This window comes from Thalassovita aquimarina, from assembly GCF_018219815.1.
GTDB classification, from domain to species: Bacteria; Pseudomonadota; Alphaproteobacteria; order Rhodobacterales; family Rhodobacteraceae; genus Thalassobius; species Thalassobius aquimarinus.
In genome coordinates this window covers 80,135-96,416 of sequence record NZ_JADMKU010000001.1, presented here as the reverse complement: position 1 = coordinate 96,416, position 16,282 = coordinate 80,135, and the positions used below count along the sequence as shown (strand labels likewise).

Here is a 16,282-nt window from a genome sequence, read left to right as displayed (position 1 = left end):
ATGAGACTGCACAAGGACGGCGCTGAGAAGGTCGCGCTGCCCTCGCATCCGATCCACCGGGCCGAGGATCTGACCCAAGGCGGCAACCAGGCCCTGATCGTGCTGCACGATCAGGTCTACAGCCTGCGGATCACCCGGGCCGGCAAGCTGATCCTGACCAAGTGACAGGATCGTGGCCCGGAACGCCCGCCCCCAGACGAACCACCGACCGAACAAGGAGCGACCCCATGAAGACCCCATTCCTGATCTCCACCGCGCTGGCCCTGACACTGGGCAGCGCCGCGCTGGCCGAAGCCCCCTCTCCCAAGGCAGTGCTGGAAACCTACGCCGATATCGCCGCGGCGAAATTCGATGACAGCCTGATCACCGCAAAGGCATTGCAGGCTGCGGTCGATGCGCTGATCGCGGCACCGTCCGAGGCCACGTTGCAAGCGGCGAAAGACGCATGGCTCGCCGCCCGCCCGTCCTATCAGCAGACCGAGGTGTACCGGTTCGGCAACCCGATCGTCGACGAATGGGAAGGCAAGGTGAACGCCTGGCCGCTGGACGAGGGTCTGATCGATTATGTCGACACCTCTTCTTACGGGGAATCGGAAGAAAACGATTATGCCGCGCTCAACGTGGTGGCGACCCCGGTCTTCACCCTGTCGGGGACCGAGGTCGACGCCACCGACATCACCCCAGAATTACTGGAAAACACCCTGCACGAAGCCGATGGGATCGATACCAACGTCGCCACCGGTTACCACGCGATCGAATTCATGCTTTGGGGACAGGACCTGAACGGGCACGCCCCGGGCGCGGGCAACCGCCCCTGGACCGATTACCTTCAGGGCGATGGCTGCACCCACGGCAATTGCGACCGCCGCGCCGCCTATCTGAAGGCCGCGACCGATCTGCTGGTGTCCGATCTTGAATACATGGCTGCGCAATGGGCGACGGGCGGCGACGCACGCAATGACGTGCTGGCCGACGAAACCGCCGGTCTGACCGCCATGCTGACCGGGATGGGAAGCCTCAGCTATGGCGAACAGGCCGGGGAACGGATGCGCCTAGGCCTGATGCTGAACGATCCGGAGGAAGAACATGACTGCTTCTCGGACAACACCCACAACAGCCATTACTACGACGGCATGGGGATCCGGAACGCCTATCTCGGTCAGTATACCCGGGTTGACGGCACGGTCGTGTCCGGCGCCTCGCTCAGCGATCTGGTCGCGGCGAAGGATCCCGCGCTGGATTCCGAGGTGAGGGCCAAGCTCGATGCCACCATGGACGCGCTTGGCGCGCTGAAGGAGGCCGCCGATAACGGATTTGCCTATGACCAGATGCTGGAACGCGGCAGCGTCAGGGGCGAGGAGCTGATCATGACCGGGGTCAACGGATTGATCGATCAGGCCAAATCCTTCGAAAGGGTGGTCAGTGCCTTTGGGCTGAACGGTGTCGCCGTGGAAGGATCCGACAGCCTCGACAACCCGTCCTCCGTGTTCGAGTAACGCGACAACGCACATCAAACTGGCTGGCGCCCCGGCGCCTGCCGGTCCCGTTTTCTGCAGGCGAACCAAATGACCCGATTTGCGTCGATCACCGCGCCCAAGTCCCTTCTGGGATCGGGCCTGATCGTTCTGATAGCGAGCGCCGCGCCGCTGTCGGCCGATCCCGCGAGCGACGAACCGCACCTGTCGCCCCTGCCCCGCACCGTTGCGGAAACCGCCCGGATTGCCGCCGCCCTGGCGCCGCCCGTGGATTTCAGCGAACCCGAACGGTTCGAGGATCGCCCCGCCGGGGCCGCAACGGTTCCCTACACCGGCGGCCCAAAGGCATTTTCCCGTCCGGCGGCCAGCTTGGAAAACCGATTGGATTTCGAACTGGGCCGTGCCTTGTTCGAAAAGCTCTGGGTGGCCTCGCCGTCATCGACCAAGGGATCGGACGGGCTGGGGCCGCTTTACAACACGCGATCCTGCAGCGGTTGCCAATCCGCGACGGGCGCGGCCATGCCCCCGACGGCCCCGAAGACAGCGCGCTTTCCTTCGCGGTGAAACTCGCCGCGCCAGCGGCGCCGGATGACCGGATGGTCGAGATCGCCGATTACCTCGCCACCCTGCCCGATCCCACCTATGGACGCCAGATTCAGGACTTCGCGGCCCCCGGACACGCGGCAGAGGCGCGGGTCAGCGTCAGCTATACAACGGCCGAGGTCGCGCTGACCGACACCACCGTGACATTGCGCGCGCCAACGGTCACGCTGAGCGATCTGGCCTATGGTCCGCTGGACGAGGATGTCACGCTCTCGCCCCGCGTCGCGCCACCGCTTCTGGGCCTCGGGCTGATCGAAGCGATCCCCGCCGCCGACATCATCGCCCTGGAAGATGCCGACGACGCCGACGGCGACGGGATATCGGGCCGCGCCAATATCGTCTGGTCACGGGAATACGAACAGCCGATGCTGGGCCGGTTCGGCTACAAGGCAGGCCAGCCCACCGTCCGGCAGCAAGTGTCCATGGCCTTCCATACGGACCTGGGCCTTTCCACCCCGATCTTTGCCGACGGCTGGGGCGATTGCAGCGCTGTTCAGGCCGATTGCCGTACTGCGCCGCATGGCGACGGGGATGCGCGCGGTTTCGAGGTCGACGCGGCTGCGCGGGACCTGACCACGCTTTACAGCGCCAACCTAGGCGTTCCGGCGCGGCGCGATCTGGCTGCCCCGCAGGTGCTGCGCGGCAAGGAAATCTTCCATCAGGCCGGGTGCCCGGCCTGCCACCATCCGAAGTTCGTCACGTCCCGGCTACCCGACCAAGCGGAGCGCAGTTTTCAACTGATCTGGCCCTATTCCGATTTCCTGCTGCATGACATGGGCGACGGATTGGCCGACCCGATGCCCGAGGGCCGCGCGACGGGCCGCGAATGGCGCACCGCGCCGCTTTGGGGCGTCGGGTTGGCGCAGCGGGTCTCGAGGGATGCCGGTTTCCTGCATGATGGCCGCGCCCGCACCCTGCTGGAAGCGATCCTGTGGCATGGCGGCGAAGCGCATGCCGCCCAATCCCATGTCCGCGCCCTGACCGCAGATGACCGCAATGCCCTGATATCATTTCTGGAGAGCCTCTGAATGTTCCGACCTCTCGCCGCCGCCCTGCTGCTCTGCCTGCCCGTTCCCGCTTTGGCCAGCCCGCCAGACAACGCTCCAGTCGATCCTGTCGCGGCGGTTGTTGATCAATTGATCCTGCCGGGGTTCGACCGGCTGCAAACCCGCAGCGCCGCGCTTGATGCCGCCGCCGCGGCCGATTGCGACCCGGAGGCCCCGGCGCTGCGCGCCACCTACCACGATGCCTTCGACGCCTGGGTGACGGTCAGCCACCTGCGTTTCGGCCCGACCGAAACCGATAACCGCGCCTTTAGCCTCGCCTTCTGGCCCGATACGCGCGGGTTCACCAGCAAGACTCTGGCGGGCCTTTTAGCGTCGCAGGACCCGGCTGTCACCGACCCGAAAAGTTTCGCCGAACTGTCGATTGCCGGGCGCGGGTTCTATGGCATGGAATACCTGCTCTATGACGACAGGTTCCGCGAACCGGCCGATTATGCCTGTACCCTGATCCGAGCCACCGCGCATGACATCGCCCTGACGGCGGCCGCCATCGCGCGCGACTGGCACGAAACCTACGCGCCCGGGATGCGGTCCCCGGGCAGCGAGAAAAGCCCGTACCGGACGCATGAAGAAGCAGTTCAGGAACTTTTCAAGGCCTTCACGACCGGGCTGCAATTCACCATGGACACGCGGTTGGGTCGCCCCTTGGGCAGCTTCGACCGGCCACGCCCAAAACGCGCCGAGGCCCGGCGCTCGGGCCGGTCGCTGCGCAATATCGAACTGTCCCTCGGCGCCCTGCGTCGCCACGGTGTTTTACCGGCCACCAATCACCCCGCGCTGATCAAGGCGCTTAACGAAGGCTTCGATGCCGCAGACGAGGCGCTGAGCCGGATAGAGGACCCGGTTTTCGCCGATCTGAACAACCCCTCGGCCTGGCTGCGGGCCGAGGTTTTGCAACAATCCATCGACCTGATCCGCGAACAGCACGGCGCCAATCTGGGGGCGGCCCTGGGCGTGGCATCGGGTTTCAACGCGCTGGACGGAGACTGATATGACAACGAGACGCGGATTTCTTGCCGGGCTTGTGGCCACCGGGATCGCACCACAGGCCAGCTGGGCCGATATCGGCAACCCGGCCTACCTGTCGGCGGCGAAGATGCGCGATGGCAGCTACCGGCTGTTCGGGCTTGCCGCCAACGGCCGGGCGCTGTTTTCGCTGCCGCTGCAGGGGCGCGGCCACGCGGCGGCGGCGCATCCACACAGGGCCGAGGCGGTGGCCTTTGCCCGCCGCCCCGGCACCTTTGCCCGGGTGATCGATTGCGCCAGCGGACAGGTTCTGGCCGAAATGCACACCCCGGAAGGGCGCCACTTCATGGGTCACGGGGTGTTCACCGCCGACGGATCGCTGTTGCTGACACCGGAAAACGACTACGAACAAGGTGTCGGCCGCATCGGTATCTGGGACCGCGCCAAGGGTTACAGGCGCGTCGGCGAAATCGCATCGGGCGGGGTCGGGCCGCATGACATCCTGCGGCTGCCCGGATCGGACCGTTTCGTGGTGGCCAATGGCGGGATCGACCCCCATCCGGAATCGGGGCGAACGCCCCTGAACCTGCCGACCATGCGGGCCAACCTGGCGGTTCTGGACCTGAACCGGGGCGTGACCGAGATCACCGAGCTCGACATATTGCTGCGGCTCAATTCCATCCGCCACCTAGCGCTGCGCGCCGACGGGATGGTTGGGTTTGCGATGCAATGGCAGGGCAACGGCGCCGATGCGCCCCCGCTGCTGGGCCTGTACCGCCCGGGCGAGGCATCGCGTCTGTTGCAGGCGCCCGAAGCATTGCATCGCGATATGAACAATTACGCCGGTTCCATCGCCTTCAGCACCGATGGCCGCCAGATCGCCATTTCATCGCCGCGCGGTGGCATGGTCCAGGTCTTCGACGCCGCGAGCGGTGATTTCGCCACCCATCTGGATGAACCGGATGTCTGCGGGCTGAATGCCGGGGAAAACGGGTTCGTGGCCACTGCGGGCAGCGGCCGGATCATCCGCTACGGCGCGGCGGGCGCTATCGCGGTGAGCGAACATGCGGTGGCTTGGGACAACCACCTGGTGGCACTCTGACCGGGCGCCAGTCGCCGCGTCCTTCCGCGCCTTCAAGGCAAAAAACAAGCGCCCCGAAAGGGGCGCTTGTTGCATTTCAGAAACCCGCCCCGGTCAGGCCTGCGACGGCAGCCACAGCACGATCCACGGGAAGGCGACCAGCAATCCGATCGTGACGGCGTCGGCGATGAAGAACGGCGTCACTCCCTTGAACACGTCCTGCACGCTCAGATCGTCGCGCACGCCCGCCACCACGAAGCAGTTCAGGCCGATCGGCGGCGTGATCAGGCAGAATTCGGCCATTTTCACCACAAGGATGCCGAACCAGATCGCGCACATCGGGCCGGACATGCCGAAGGTACTGTCGACGGCGGACACGAGTTCACCGCCATTGAGCGCCATCACCGCCGGGTAGACCACCGGCAGGGTCAGCAGCAGCATCCCGATCGCATCCATGAACATGCCCAGAACGGCATAGGCCAGCAGGATCAGCACCAGCGTCAGCATCGGGCTTTGCTCCAGCCCTGTGATCCAGTCCGAAAAGGCGCTCGGCAATTGCGCGAAGCCGAGGAAGCGAACATAGATCAGCACGCCCCAGATGATGGTGAAGATCATCGCGCTCAGCTTGGCCGTTTCCAGCAAAGCATCCTTCAACTGCGACCAGCGCATGCCGCGATAGACCGCCATCAGGAACACCACGAAGGCGCCCAGGGCACCGCCCTCGGTGGGCGTGCCCCAGGCATCGCCGCCGAACGGATTGTAGATGAAGAAGATGATGATCAGCACCACGAAGAAGATCGGGAAAGCCGGCGGCAGCGCCGCCAATCTCTGCCCCCAGGTGAAGCCCTTCACCGGCGGCCCGAAATTCGGGATGACCAGCGCCAGCCCGACGATCAACCCGCCGTAGATCACCGCCGAGAACGCGCCGGGAATGAAGCCTGCCAGCAGCAGTTTACCGACGTCCTGTTCGACGATGATCGCATAGATCACCAGGATCGCCGAGGGCGGGATCAGCGACGCCAGCGTGCCCCCCGCCGCCACGACGCCGGCGGCGAAGCGTTTATCGTAGCCGATTTTCAGCATCTCGGGGATCGCGATGCGGGCGAACACCGCCGCCGTCGCCACCGATGCGCCCGACACCGCAGCAAAACCGGCGGTGGCGAAAACGGTCGACACCGCCAGCCCGCCCGGCAACCAGCCGACCCAGCGTTTGGCGGCCTCGAACAGAGCCTTGGTCAGACCGGCGTAATAGGCCAGGTATCCGATCAGGATGAAGGTCGGGATCAGGCTGAGCGCCTGGCTCGACACTTTCGAATGCGGCACCTGCCCGGCGGTTTTGACCGCGATGGTCATCGCCTTGCCGAACCGCGCCGGGTCATAGTCGAACTTGTTCCAGAAAATCCAGACCAGCCCGATCAGCCCGGCCAGCCCGGCGGCGAAGGCCACCCGCATCCCCAGCAAGACGAGGACCAGCATGAAGCCGGAAACCCACAGACCGATTTCAATGGTTTCCATCAATCCGTCTCCTCTGCGTCCAGCCCGCTGACATGCTGGGCCTCTTCCGCCGCCTGCGCGGCAGCCGACAGCACCAGCGGCACCGCAACCGGTTCGACCAGCCCCTGCACGAAGGCACGGCCATATCCCCAGATCTGAATGACAAGCCGCAGGCACAGCACGCTGAAGGCCACCGGCGCCAGTAGCTTGGCCGGCCAGATCGGCAACCCGATATCGATGGAACTGTCACGGCTCCACAGCGGGGCGGCGAAATCGAAACTGCGCTGGAAGTGTTCCCAACTGCCCCAGACCAGCAGCGCCATCAGCAGCAGCGAAACCAGCGCGGTGACCAGTTCGGCCAACCACAGCGCCCGTCCGTTCAGCCGCCCAACCAGCATGTCCATCCGGATATGGCCGCCTTCGCGCTGCGTATAGGCGATGCCCATGAAGGCGATCAGCGGCATCGCCTGCTCGATCCAGTCCACGTAACCCGGCAACGGCGCGTTGAACAGGTTACGACCACCGACCGACACCACCGCCAGAACCATCAATGAAAACACCGCCAGGCCGCTGACCATCGCCAGCACCATTTCGAGCCGGTGCAATCCCTTGTCGAGACGGCTCAATACTGATCCGTCTTCGAGCACAGCCGAGGACCCTGCCATGCCATCACCCCCCATTTTTTATTATGCTTATAAAGAAACGGACCGCCCCTATCCGGGACGGTCCGCGACAGCCAAGGATTACATGCGCTGTTTCTTCAGCGTTTCCATGACAAGATCATAAAGCTCTTGCCCCGGAATGCCCTGGGCTTCCATCTTTTCGATCCACGCTTCGCGGATCGGATCGGCGGCGGTGGCCCGGAACTTGGCGATCTCGTCTTCCGACAGTTCGACCTTGGTCACGTTCTTCTCAGCAAGCACCTCGTCCCACTTGGCAAGCGTCTTGCCATAATTGGTAAGGTAGTGATCCATCGCCGCGGCGATCGAGCTGTCCAGCACTTCGCGATGCGCGTCGCTCAGCCCTTCATAGGCGTCGATGTTGACCACCACCGGGCAGTTCACCGTGCCGGGATTCAGGTTCGCGGTCCACCAGGTGGCCTGGTCGATGGTGCGATAGGCGAAATGGGCGTGCTGGGCAAAGGCCACGGTGTCGACGACGCCGCTTTCCATCGCGTTATAGGCTTCGGTCGCGGTTACCGAGGTGGGCACGGCGCCAATCGCCTTGAACGCCTGGCCGATCCCGCCAGTGGCGCGGACGCGCATGCCGTTCATCTTGTCCAAGCTGTCGCGCGGCTCACCGGTGCCGACGATATTGTATTGCGGCATCGGCGACGGCATCAGCAGCTTGGCATTCCAGCGCGCCAGATCCTTCTGCGCGGCGTCGCTCGCGTAGACAGCATTGGAAACAGCCACTTCCTCTTCCAGCGTGTTCACGCCGAGGAAAGGCAGTTCCAGCACGGTTATGGTCGGGTTCTTGTCGGCGTGGTAGCCGGCGCAGAACTGCGCCATTTCAAACGCACCGATGGAAATCCCGTCGAGGTTTTCCTTGTTCTTCGACAAGCCGCCATAGCTGATATTCATCGTGAATTCGCCATTGGTCTTTTCCGAAACGAGCTCGGCCAGCTTTTCGACGTGTTCGGTGAAGGCGCGGCGTTTACCCCAGACCGAAACGTTCCATTCTTCGGCCATCGCTTCGGTGGCAAACCCCAAGGCAAGGGCCGCAACGGCGGCCTTGGTAAAGATCGATTTCATCATGTTCTCCCTATTCGCGGCCTTCTCCTCTCGGCCGCTTGGGCAGGAAGCTAACGCAGGGCAAAAGGACTGCCAAGCCTGTTGGCGGAATTTTGCGGAATCTATTTCCATTGCCCTCTTCGCCGCGAATACCGCATAGCGGGAAATTCGCCGAGCCCCCATTGACACACGGCAGCATTCGTCAAAAAACTGACAGCCTAGGAATCACCTCTTTCCTCCTTCGAACACACCTCCCTTCCGATCAGTTTTTTTCCTCGTATCCCCGGTACCTTTCTTCATGAAACTCAACCTCATCGTCTTTCATTCGCGCACCGGCCATTCCCGTACGGTCGCGGCCGAACTCGCCCGTCATATCGAGGCGGATTGCGAAGAGGTTGTCGTTGAGAATAAGGCACGCGGGCTTCTTTCCTATCTTGCGTCGGCATGGGCGGCCCTGACCCGCAAAACCGTACCGATCAGGGCACCAGAATTCGCTGCCCTGCGGTATGCGCGGGTGATTATCGGTGGCCCCACCTGGGCAGGCCATGTCTGCCCCCCGATCCTGAGCTGGCTGGACCGAGAAGGCACGCAGCTGCAATCCTACGCCGCTTGGGTCACCCAGGGCGGCAGCGGCGCAAGGAAGGCCCTGAAACAACTGGAAGAAGAAATCGGCCATCCGCCGGAGGCAGTTCTGATCCTCACCGATGCGGAAATCGAGGCAGGCGAATTCAAGGCCAGGGTCGCAGACTTCGCCGCAGGTCTGGTCGAACGGAACGACGGGACAATTCCAGCTGCCGACTGACCCGAAATCGGCCCGCGTCGCTAGCGTTTGCGCCCGGCACGCGGCATCGGGCGGGTCGGGATTTCCTTCAACAGCCCGCCAACCCCCATCGCGGCAATGTCTGCGGCACTGACCTGCAGCCCGCAAACAACGCGGCTCAGCACCCAGTCGGCCCCGTTCAGGGCGGGCGAACGGGCACATCCCGGCAGGCCGATGAAGGGCCTTTCGCCCAAGGTCCCGAGGAACAGCAGGTTGCCCGGATCGACAGGCATGCCGAACCGTTCCACCCGCCCGCCTGCACGGCGGAGCGCCTGCGGCGCGACATCACAGACATCCGAGGTGGCCGATCCGGTCAGCACCATCACCAGATCGCCCTTTGCCGCACCGATCGCCTCGGCCAGTTCGGCCTCGCGATGCGGCACTACGCGGCATTCGCTCAGGCTCATGCCCAGCATGTCGATTCGTGCCTCGATCGCCTTGCGGCCTTTGTCGCCCGGCCCGCCCGGTATGTCGGTGATGATCAGCGACGCCGTGCTGCAGACCGGCCGCGCCAGCCGCAGCGCCCCGGCCCCCAATGCACAGGCCCGGTCAATATCTGCCCGCGCCACGCCGTAGGAAATGATCTTGACCGTGCCGACCATGCCGCCTTCGGTCATCTGCTGGTACGAGGGCACCGTGGCCAAGGTGATCATCGGATCGATCGCGTTCACCGCCACCAACCGGTCCTGATCCATCACCACCACGCCCGGCCCGTCGGCGGTGATATTGACCCGCCCCGTAAACGGTTTCGACAACCGCAGCCCCGTTGACGGATCGGGCACCAGAGCATCGGCTAGCGCGCCAGCCGCCGCGTCTTCGTGCATGTCGTCGGGATCAAGCCGCGCCACGGTCACGTCCTGGATGCCCGCCGCGCGCAACGCCGCGACATCATCGGGCTGCAAAACGACGCCCTTGCGCATCCGCTGGCCATCGACGGATACCGAATGGGCAAGGATCGCCCCTTCCGCCTCGTCCACGGGAACCGGACCGAACTTCATCCCTTCCTCAACACCGCTGTGCATTCAGCCAGGATCGACAGGGCGATCTCGGCCGGGCTTGCCGACCCGATATCGAGCCCCACGGGGCCATGGATCTTGCCGATCTGATCGTCGGAATAACCTTTCGCCCGCAACCGTTCGACCCGTTTCGCATGGGTGCGCGTCGATCCCAGGGCGCCTATATAGAACACCCCGGATCCCATCGCCTGTTCCAGCGCCGGATCATCGAGCTTGGGATCGTGTGTCAGCAGCACGAGCGCGGTACGGCTGTCGAGGCCGAACGCCTGCACCCCTTCGTCGGGCCAGTCGTTGAGGATGGTTTCACCGGGAAACCGCGCCTGCGACCCGAAACTTTCGCGCGGATCGATCAGCACCGGATCATAGCCCAATATCCGCGCCATCGGCACCAGCGCCTGGGCGATGTGCACGGCCCCAACCACCAGCATCCGCAAGGGCGGATTGTGGATCGCGACGAAGGTCTGGCCGTCATCCTCGAACCCCGAGCGGTCCATGCGGAACCGTTCGGTATGACCTTCGCGGGCCAGGTGGCGTTTCCCGGCCTCGGTATCGACGACATAAGCAATGGGGGTGCGTTTCGCCCGCGCCTCGACCAGTTCGGCCAACATTTCCTCGGGCATCACCGCGCCGATGGGTTCGACCAGAACCCGGATGGTACCGCCGCAGGCCAGCCCCACGGCGAATGCATCGCCGTCGCTGACCCCGAATTCCAGCATCCGTGCCTCGCCTTCCTCCAGGGCCTCCATCGCCTCGACCACCACCGCGCCTTCGACGCAGCCGCCCGATACCGACCCTTCGATATCGCCCGCCCCGGAAATCGCCAACTGGCTACCCACCCGGCGCGGCGCGCTGCCCCAGGTCTGCACCACGGTGGCCAGAACGGCGCCCTTGCCCGCCCGGCGCCAGTCGAGCGCGATTTCCGGAATGTTATCAAACCGCTCCATGACGATCCTCCCTTGCACTTGATAGCAGGGTAGCGTCTGATTTCGACTTGTCCATTGGTGCCGGTTGCGCCGGGGCGGAAATTCCTGCACCCGCCCGCCGCCAGCAGACCTTGTGACGGCCAGCAAACTGCATGCGGTACTTGATGAACGGCGTTTCCTTGGCGACGCGATCATAAAGCTTGCGGGCGGTGGTATTCGACTTGTCGGTCAGCCAATAAACCTGGGCCGCCCCCGCCCGGTCCGCGTCACTCTGAATGGTTTCGATCAGAGCCCTGCCAATCCCTTGCCCGCGCGCTTGCGGCGCCGCGAACAGATCCTGCATGTAGCAGCGCGGCCCCCAATCCGACGTGGAGGGCAGGAAAAAATAATGCGCCATCCCGACCAGGTCGCCATCAATCTCGGCCACCAACGCGAAGGGTTCGCCCGTTTCCGAAACGATCCGGTCCCACAGGCGGGCGGTCACGCGTTCCTCGACCGCGCGTTCGTAGAAGGCGTTGTAGCCTTGCCAGAGAGCCCGCCAGCCGGGCTCATCCTTTGGCGATAGCGGTCTGATTTTCCATGCGGCCATGATCGCGGGGGCTCCATCTCGAGGGCGGATTTGCCTGCAAAATGGCGCAACCGGGAGAAGATAACCATAACCTCATTGCACGACATGAGTTTCCTTCGGGGCAAGGTGGGCCGACTCGGATTCGGGGTGTGCCCCAAAAGAAAAGGCCCGCGCGTCCCTTTTGCGGGGCGCTCGGGCCTGTCTTAGGAATTTTTACGGGTTTATTCCGCAGGCACCGGTTCGGCACCGCCGCCCATCGGGCGTTCGGGCAGAACGAAGGCTACCACGACGAAGGCCAGCCCGAGGATGATCCCGACGATATCGCCCGACATGCCCATCAGGCCGTCGAACTTGGACCCGGGCACCGTGCCCAGCGTCACCTTGCCGCCGGCGATATTATCCAGCATCCCGCTGGCCTTCCACGCCGGATAGGTCACCATATAGGCTGCCGCGCCCAGCAGGCCAACGGCGATGAAGAACAGCCCGTCCTTGCGCCCCGATGCGGCGGCGCAAACGCCGGTGCCCGGGCAGAAGCCCGACGCGGCCCAGCCCGCACCCAGCAGCAGACCGCCGATGAACACGCCGACATAGGCGGCCTTCACCGACATGTGGCCGACATCGACCAGGCCGATCATCTGGCCGCCGAACATCAGGACCGATCCCGTACCGATGGCCAGAAGGATGGTTTTCATCAGGTGCAGGTGCTTCAGGCTCAGCATCTTGCCGATCCAGCTCGGGTTTGTGGCGCCGATCCGGTCCAGAACCGCCCCGAACGCGGCACCGATCACGACTGCGAGAATGATCGAGGTCATGTCAGGCCTCCTTCCTGTACATCATCATGGCTACGGGTACGCCCGTGGCAAAGGCGCCGGCGGCGAAAATGTAGCCCGACAGCGCCGTCTGCATCATGCCACTCATCATGTGGCCCGAGGTGCAGCCGCCCGCCAGCCGCGCGCCGTACAGCACGACGAAGCCGCCGATGAAGGCCACCGCATATCGCTTTGCCGCGCTGTCGCCGTAATTCGCCCGCCACAGCGCCGGCATGGTACGTTCCTGTGCCGACAATCCACCGCGCGCCAGCGTGGACAGGAAGGCCCCTGCCATCATCGCCAGCACGAAGACGAAGCTGTAGTTCAGCGGATTGGCGACCGATTTGGCGTATTTACCGCCCGATTTGGCCAGATAGGCGTTGGTCGATGTGAAACCGTCGTCGGTCTTGGTCACCAGTTCGGCATTCACCGCGTCGCCGATGATGCCGTCGAGAATGACGAATTGGGTCGACACGCCGATCGGCTTGACCAGCAGCACCGCCAAGAAGAAGACGAGCCCGAGAAGCACGCCCCCTATTTTCCAGTTTAGTAGCATGAATTTGTCCTTCCCTTGTTCCCATTCAAAAAACCATATATTTATACATTCCAAATGCAGAATGCATTTAGATCAAAGGACTGCAAACAGCTGGAGGGCCCCGGATGACCGATCGCGACGCGCAATGGGAAGATGTTTATCGCAGCAAGGACGAGGGCGAGGTCAGTTGGTTCGAGGAGCGCCCCGAGATTTCGCTCGAATTGATCGCGCAAAGCGGGATCGCCCCCGACGCGGCGCTGATCGATATCGGCGCCGGGGCGTCGCGGCTGACCGATTGCCTGCTTGAGATGGGGTTCCGCGATCTGGCCGCGCTCGATCTGTCTCGGGCCGCCTTGACCGCAACGCGCGATCGCCTGCCCGAAGACGTGCCGGTGACCTGGATCGCCGGCGATGTGCTGCGCTGGACGCCCGAAAAGCGCTATGCGCTGTGGCATGACCGGGCGGCGTTTCACTTCCTGACCGATCCGGCGGATCAGGCGGCCTATCGCGACAAGCTGATTGAGGCGCTGATGGAGGGCGGTTACGCCGTCATCGGCACCTTCGCCCCCGACGGGCCCGACAAATGCAGCGGGCAGGTCATCGAAAAATACGATGCTGACAAGCTGATGGCGCTGCTGGGGCCGGAATTCCGGCTCATCGACAGCCGCCGCCATACCCATGTGACGCCAGGCGGGACGGAACAGCGGTTCTTCTACGCGCTGGTTCAGAAGCGGCCGGCGGGATCGCCCTAGTCGAGCATCGCCATCAGCCGGTCCTTGTCGCCACTGTCATCGGTGCGCGAAATCGCCTCGGCCAGGTCTTCCAGCGTCTGCACCGAATGGCCGGCGCGGAAGGCATCGACATGGGGCAGCATCGCCCGAATGCCCTGCGCCTTCGGCGCAAACCCGTCCCATCGCAGCAGCGGGTTAAGCCAGATCAGCCGGCGCGCCGACAGGTGCAGCCGTTCCATTTCCTTTGACAGCGCCTCCGGATCGCCTCGGTCCAGCCCATCGGTGATCAGAAGCACCACCGCACCCTGCCCCATCACCCGGCGCGACCAATCGCGGTTGAACGCGTGCAGGCAGTCGCCGATCCGCGTGCCGCCTTCCCAGTCCTGCGCCTCGGACCCGGCGGCGGCCAGCGCCTGATCGACATCGCGTGTCTGCATGTGTCGGGTGATATTGGTCAGCCGGGTACCGAAGGTGAAGGCATGGACCTTGGCCCATCCGGCACCCTTTTCATTGGCGACAGCGTGGAGGAAATGCAAAACCATCCGGCTGTATTGGCTCATCGATCCGGAAATATCGCAAAGCACGATCAGGTTCGGCCAACGGTGGCGGCGCTTCTTCAGCGCGATGTCGTGCAGTTCGCCGCCCCGTCGCATCGTGCTCCGCATGGTGCGACGCCAGTCGATTTCATGCCCATGCCGCGCAGCACGGGTGCGGCGCGAGGGGATCGGTTTCACCGGCAGCCGCAACCGCGCCAGCATCCTCTTGGCCTGGGCGATCTCGGCGGTGCTCATCTGTTCGAAATCGAGCGTTCTGAGGCGTTCTTCGTTCGACATGGTTTGCGAGGCATCGACCTCGATCAGGAATTCCTCTTCGTTTTCCTCTTGTTCCGGCAGGTCCGGTTCGACCCCTTCCAGCAGCGCCTCGGCGGCGCGTTTTTCGGCCGATTGCGCCTTGCGCTCCTCCTGCACGCCGCGAATGGCGGGCAGCATCATCGCCATCATGTGTTCCATGTAGCGCGGGTCGCGCCAGTAAAGCCGGAAGATCTGGGCAAAGACGGCGCGGTGTTCGGGCCGGTTCACGAAGCAGGCATGCAGCGTCCAGTAGAAATCATACTTGTCGGTGAAGCCCGCCGCCTCGACCGCGCGGATCGCGTCGATCACCCGGCCCGGGCCGATCGGCAACCCCGCCTTGCGCAGGGCGCGGGCGAAATGGGTGATGTTGTGGGTGAGTTTCGGATTTTCCGGAAGCTCCAGATCGGGGAGGTTCGCCATCGCGTCACCCGTCACGGTGGGGGGCTGTCTGCCCCCCACACCCCCCGAGGATATTTGTGAAAAGAAGAAGCATCAGACCGGTTCGAGGGAGGCTTTGGCTTCGTCCAGCAGGCGCTTGGCTTCGGACCCCTGCAGGCGCTGGATATCGTCTTGGTATTTCAACACCGCGCCAATGGTGTCGGCGATGACTTCCGGGCTGAGAGACAGCACATCGAGCGCCAGCAGGCATTTCGCCCAGTCGATGGTTTCGGCGACGCCGGGTTTCTTGAACAGGTCCTCGGTGCGCAGGCGCTGGATGAAGGCCACCACTTCGCGCGAAAGCGCCTCGGCCGCTTGCGGGGCGCGGGCGTGGAGGATTTCGAGTTCGCGCTCGAAGCTGGGATAATCGACCCAGTGATAGAGGCAACGGCGCTTCAGCGCGTCATGGACTTCGCGGGTACGGTTCGAGGTCAGGATCACGATCGGCGGTTCGGGCGCCTTGACGGTGCCGAGTTCCGGGATGGTGACCTGGAAATCGGAAAGCGCTTCGAGCAGGAAAGCCTCGAACGGTTCATCGGTGCGGTCAATCTCGTCGATGAGCAGCACCGGCGGGCCTTCGACCTGCGGCCGCATCGCCTGCAGCAGCGGCCGTTCGATCAGGTAGTCCTCGGTGAACAGCTCGGTCTTGAGCGCGTCGCGGTCGGCGCCACCGGCGGCTTCGGCGGTGCGGATGGCGATCATCTGTTCGGCAAAGTTCCACTCGTAAACTGCGCTGGCCGCGTCCAGCCCTTCGTAGCACTGCAGCCGGATCAGCCGGCGGCCCAGGGCGGCGGCGATCGCCTTGGCGATCTCGGTCTTGCCGGTCCCCGCTTCGCCCTCGAGGAACAACGGTCGTCCCAGTTCCAGCGACAGGTAAAGAACCGTCGCCAAGGCCCGGCCGCAAACGTAATCCTGTTCGGCCAGCCGCGCCTGCACGTCGTCAATCGAAGTCACATCACTCATCGTCGTCCTCCCTGTGGATCAGTCAGTCAGGACTGGCGGCCCGCGTCAAGCACGACCATTGTCGCGTGTCGCCCGTCGCGACACCTGCCCCGGTGTCGGCAGATTGACGGTTAGCCCCCTGAACTGTAATGATTTCGGCAACAATTAAGCGGCCGAAGCAAACCCCGCCGCGCCTACGATGAGCAGAGAGCGACCGAGTGACACCTCCGACA

16 protein-coding genes and 1 pseudogene are annotated in these 16,282 nt (G+C 64.0%); 7 read left to right on the top strand and 10 right to left on the bottom strand.

The window, feature by feature from the left end; translation table 11 throughout:
- The 5 genes and pseudogenes from hemP (at position 1) to IT775_RS00440 (ending at position 5,210) form a co-directional block, all read left to right on the top strand.
- Positions 1–165: a hemin uptake protein HemP gene (gene hemP, locus IT775_RS00460; RefSeq protein WP_212699486.1), complete on the top strand. Its 165-nt coding sequence runs from the start codon at positions 1–3 to the stop codon at positions 163–165.
- 62 nt (positions 166–227) lie between these two features.
- Positions 228–1,496, top strand: coding sequence for an imelysin family protein (locus IT775_RS00455; RefSeq protein ID WP_212699103.1), 1,269 nt, complete (start codon positions 228–230; stop codon positions 1,494–1,496).
- A gap of 69 nt (positions 1,497–1,565) precedes the next feature.
- Positions 1,566–3,106: pseudogene (locus IT775_RS00450) on the top strand (di-heme oxidoreductase family protein).
- Positions 3,107–4,132, top strand: coding sequence for an imelysin family protein (locus IT775_RS00445; protein WP_212699102.1), 1,026 nt, complete (start codon positions 3,107–3,109; stop codon positions 4,130–4,132).
- A 1-nt stretch (position 4,133) separates the two neighbouring features.
- A complete protein-coding gene (locus IT775_RS00440) occupies positions 4,134–5,210 on the top strand; it encodes a DUF1513 domain-containing protein (RefSeq protein ID WP_212699101.1) in 1,077 nt (358 codons plus the stop codon).
- Between the two features lie 93 nt (positions 5,211–5,303).
- Here IT775_RS00440 and IT775_RS00435 read toward each other — a convergent pair whose 3' ends face one another.
- From IT775_RS00435 to IT775_RS00425, 3 genes are all read right to left on the bottom strand, one after another.
- Positions 5,304–6,704, bottom strand: a complete 1,401-nt coding sequence (locus IT775_RS00435; RefSeq protein ID WP_212699100.1) for a TRAP transporter large permease — start codon at positions 6,702–6,704, stop codon at positions 5,304–5,306.
- Positions 6,704–7,348, bottom strand: a complete 645-nt coding sequence (locus IT775_RS00430; protein ID WP_212699099.1) for a TRAP transporter small permease subunit — start codon at positions 7,346–7,348, stop codon at positions 6,704–6,706. The genes IT775_RS00435 and IT775_RS00430 overlap by 1 nt, the downstream gene beginning before the upstream one ends.
- Positions 7,349–7,426: 78 nt before the next feature.
- Complete coding sequence (locus tag IT775_RS00425) at positions 7,427–8,437, bottom strand: C4-dicarboxylate TRAP transporter substrate-binding protein (RefSeq protein WP_212699098.1); 1,011 nt, start codon at positions 8,435–8,437, stop codon at positions 7,427–7,429.
- Positions 8,438–8,714: 277 nt separating this feature from the next.
- Between IT775_RS00425 and IT775_RS00420 the strand changes: the two genes are divergently transcribed.
- The gene (locus tag IT775_RS00420) at positions 8,715–9,218 is read left to right on the top strand and encodes a flavodoxin family protein (protein WP_212699097.1); all 504 of its coding nucleotides are present in this window, start codon (positions 8,715–8,717) and stop codon (positions 9,216–9,218) included.
- A gap of 20 nt (positions 9,219–9,238) precedes the next feature.
- Here IT775_RS00420 and IT775_RS00415 read toward each other — a convergent pair whose 3' ends face one another.
- The 5 genes from IT775_RS00415 to IT775_RS00395 form a co-directional block, all read right to left on the bottom strand.
- On the bottom strand, positions 9,239–10,234 hold the full coding sequence (locus IT775_RS00415) for a molybdopterin-binding protein (RefSeq protein WP_212699485.1): 996 nt from the start codon (positions 10,232–10,234) through the stop codon (positions 9,239–9,241).
- Positions 10,231–11,196: an XdhC family protein gene (locus IT775_RS00410; protein ID WP_212699096.1), complete on the bottom strand. Its 966-nt coding sequence runs from the start codon at positions 11,194–11,196 to the stop codon at positions 10,231–10,233. The genes IT775_RS00415 and IT775_RS00410 overlap by 4 nt, the downstream gene beginning before the upstream one ends.
- Positions 11,183–11,764, bottom strand: coding sequence for a GNAT family N-acetyltransferase (locus IT775_RS00405; protein ID WP_212699095.1), 582 nt, complete (start codon positions 11,762–11,764; stop codon positions 11,183–11,185). The genes IT775_RS00410 and IT775_RS00405 overlap by 14 nt, the downstream gene beginning before the upstream one ends.
- A gap of 200 nt (positions 11,765–11,964) precedes the next feature.
- Positions 11,965–12,555 carry a YeeE/YedE thiosulfate transporter family protein gene (locus IT775_RS00400; protein ID WP_212699094.1) on the bottom strand — a complete coding sequence of 197 codons (591 nt, stop codon included), beginning with the start codon at positions 12,553–12,555 and terminating at the stop codon, positions 11,965–11,967.
- A 1-nt stretch (position 12,556) separates the two neighbouring features.
- The gene (locus IT775_RS00395) at positions 12,557–13,108 is read right to left on the bottom strand and encodes a YeeE/YedE thiosulfate transporter family protein (RefSeq protein WP_212699093.1); all 552 of its coding nucleotides are present in this window, start codon (positions 13,106–13,108) and stop codon (positions 12,557–12,559) included.
- Between the two features lie 104 nt (positions 13,109–13,212).
- Between IT775_RS00395 and IT775_RS00390 the strand changes: the two genes are divergently transcribed.
- The gene (locus IT775_RS00390) at positions 13,213–13,839 is read left to right on the top strand and encodes a class I SAM-dependent methyltransferase (RefSeq protein WP_212699092.1); all 627 of its coding nucleotides are present in this window, start codon (positions 13,213–13,215) and stop codon (positions 13,837–13,839) included.
- Here IT775_RS00390 and IT775_RS00385 read toward each other — a convergent pair.
- Entirely contained in the window at positions 13,836–15,089 is a 1,254-nt protein-coding gene (locus IT775_RS00385) for a vWA domain-containing protein (protein WP_212699091.1), read from the bottom strand. The genes IT775_RS00390 and IT775_RS00385 overlap by 4 nt on opposite strands.
- 72 nt (positions 15,090–15,161) lie before the next feature.
- Positions 15,162–16,070, bottom strand: a complete 909-nt coding sequence (locus IT775_RS00380) for an AAA family ATPase (RefSeq protein WP_212699090.1) — start codon at positions 16,068–16,070, stop codon at positions 15,162–15,164.
- Positions 16,071–16,282 lie beyond the last annotated feature (212 nt).

Bases quoted from the DNA above. Each gene is read 5' to 3' on its own strand.
- hemP (WP_212699486.1), top strand. From the start codon at position 1: ATGAGACTGCACAAGGACGGCGCTGAGAAGGTCGCGCTGCCCTCGCAT.
- IT775_RS00455 (WP_212699103.1), top strand. From the start codon at position 228: ATGAAGACCCCATTCCTGATCTCCACCGCGCTGGCCCTGACACTGGGC.
- IT775_RS00445 (WP_212699102.1), top strand. From the start codon at position 3,107: ATGTTCCGACCTCTCGCCGCCGCCCTGCTGCTCTGCCTGCCCGTTCCC.
- IT775_RS00440 (WP_212699101.1), top strand. From the start codon at position 4,134: ATGACAACGAGACGCGGATTTCTTGCCGGGCTTGTGGCCACCGGGATC.
- IT775_RS00435 (WP_212699100.1), bottom strand. From the start codon at position 6,704: ATGGAAACCATTGAAATCGGTCTGTGGGTTTCCGGCTTCATGCTGGTC.
- IT775_RS00430 (WP_212699099.1), bottom strand. From the start codon at position 7,348: ATGGCAGGGTCCTCGGCTGTGCTCGAAGACGGATCAGTATTGAGCCGT.
- IT775_RS00425 (WP_212699098.1), bottom strand. From the start codon at position 8,437: ATGAAATCGATCTTTACCAAGGCCGCCGTTGCGGCCCTTGCCTTGGGG.
- IT775_RS00420 (WP_212699097.1), top strand. From the start codon at position 8,715: ATGAAACTCAACCTCATCGTCTTTCATTCGCGCACCGGCCATTCCCGT.
- IT775_RS00415 (WP_212699485.1), bottom strand. From the start codon at position 10,234: ATGAAGTTCGGTCCGGTTCCCGTGGACGAGGCGGAAGGGGCGATCCTT.
- IT775_RS00410 (WP_212699096.1), bottom strand. From the start codon at position 11,196: ATGGAGCGGTTTGATAACATTCCGGAAATCGCGCTCGACTGGCGCCGG.
- IT775_RS00405 (WP_212699095.1), bottom strand. From the start codon at position 11,764: ATGGCCGCATGGAAAATCAGACCGCTATCGCCAAAGGATGAGCCCGGC.
- IT775_RS00400 (WP_212699094.1), bottom strand. From the start codon at position 12,555: ATGACCTCGATCATTCTCGCAGTCGTGATCGGTGCCGCGTTCGGGGCG.
- IT775_RS00395 (WP_212699093.1), bottom strand. From the start codon at position 13,108: ATGCTACTAAACTGGAAAATAGGGGGCGTGCTTCTCGGGCTCGTCTTC.
- IT775_RS00390 (WP_212699092.1), top strand. From the start codon at position 13,213: ATGACCGATCGCGACGCGCAATGGGAAGATGTTTATCGCAGCAAGGAC.
- IT775_RS00385 (WP_212699091.1), bottom strand. From the start codon at position 15,089: ATGGCGAACCTCCCCGATCTGGAGCTTCCGGAAAATCCGAAACTCACC.
- IT775_RS00380 (WP_212699090.1), bottom strand. From the start codon at position 16,070: ATGAGTGATGTGACTTCGATTGACGACGTGCAGGCGCGGCTGGCCGAA.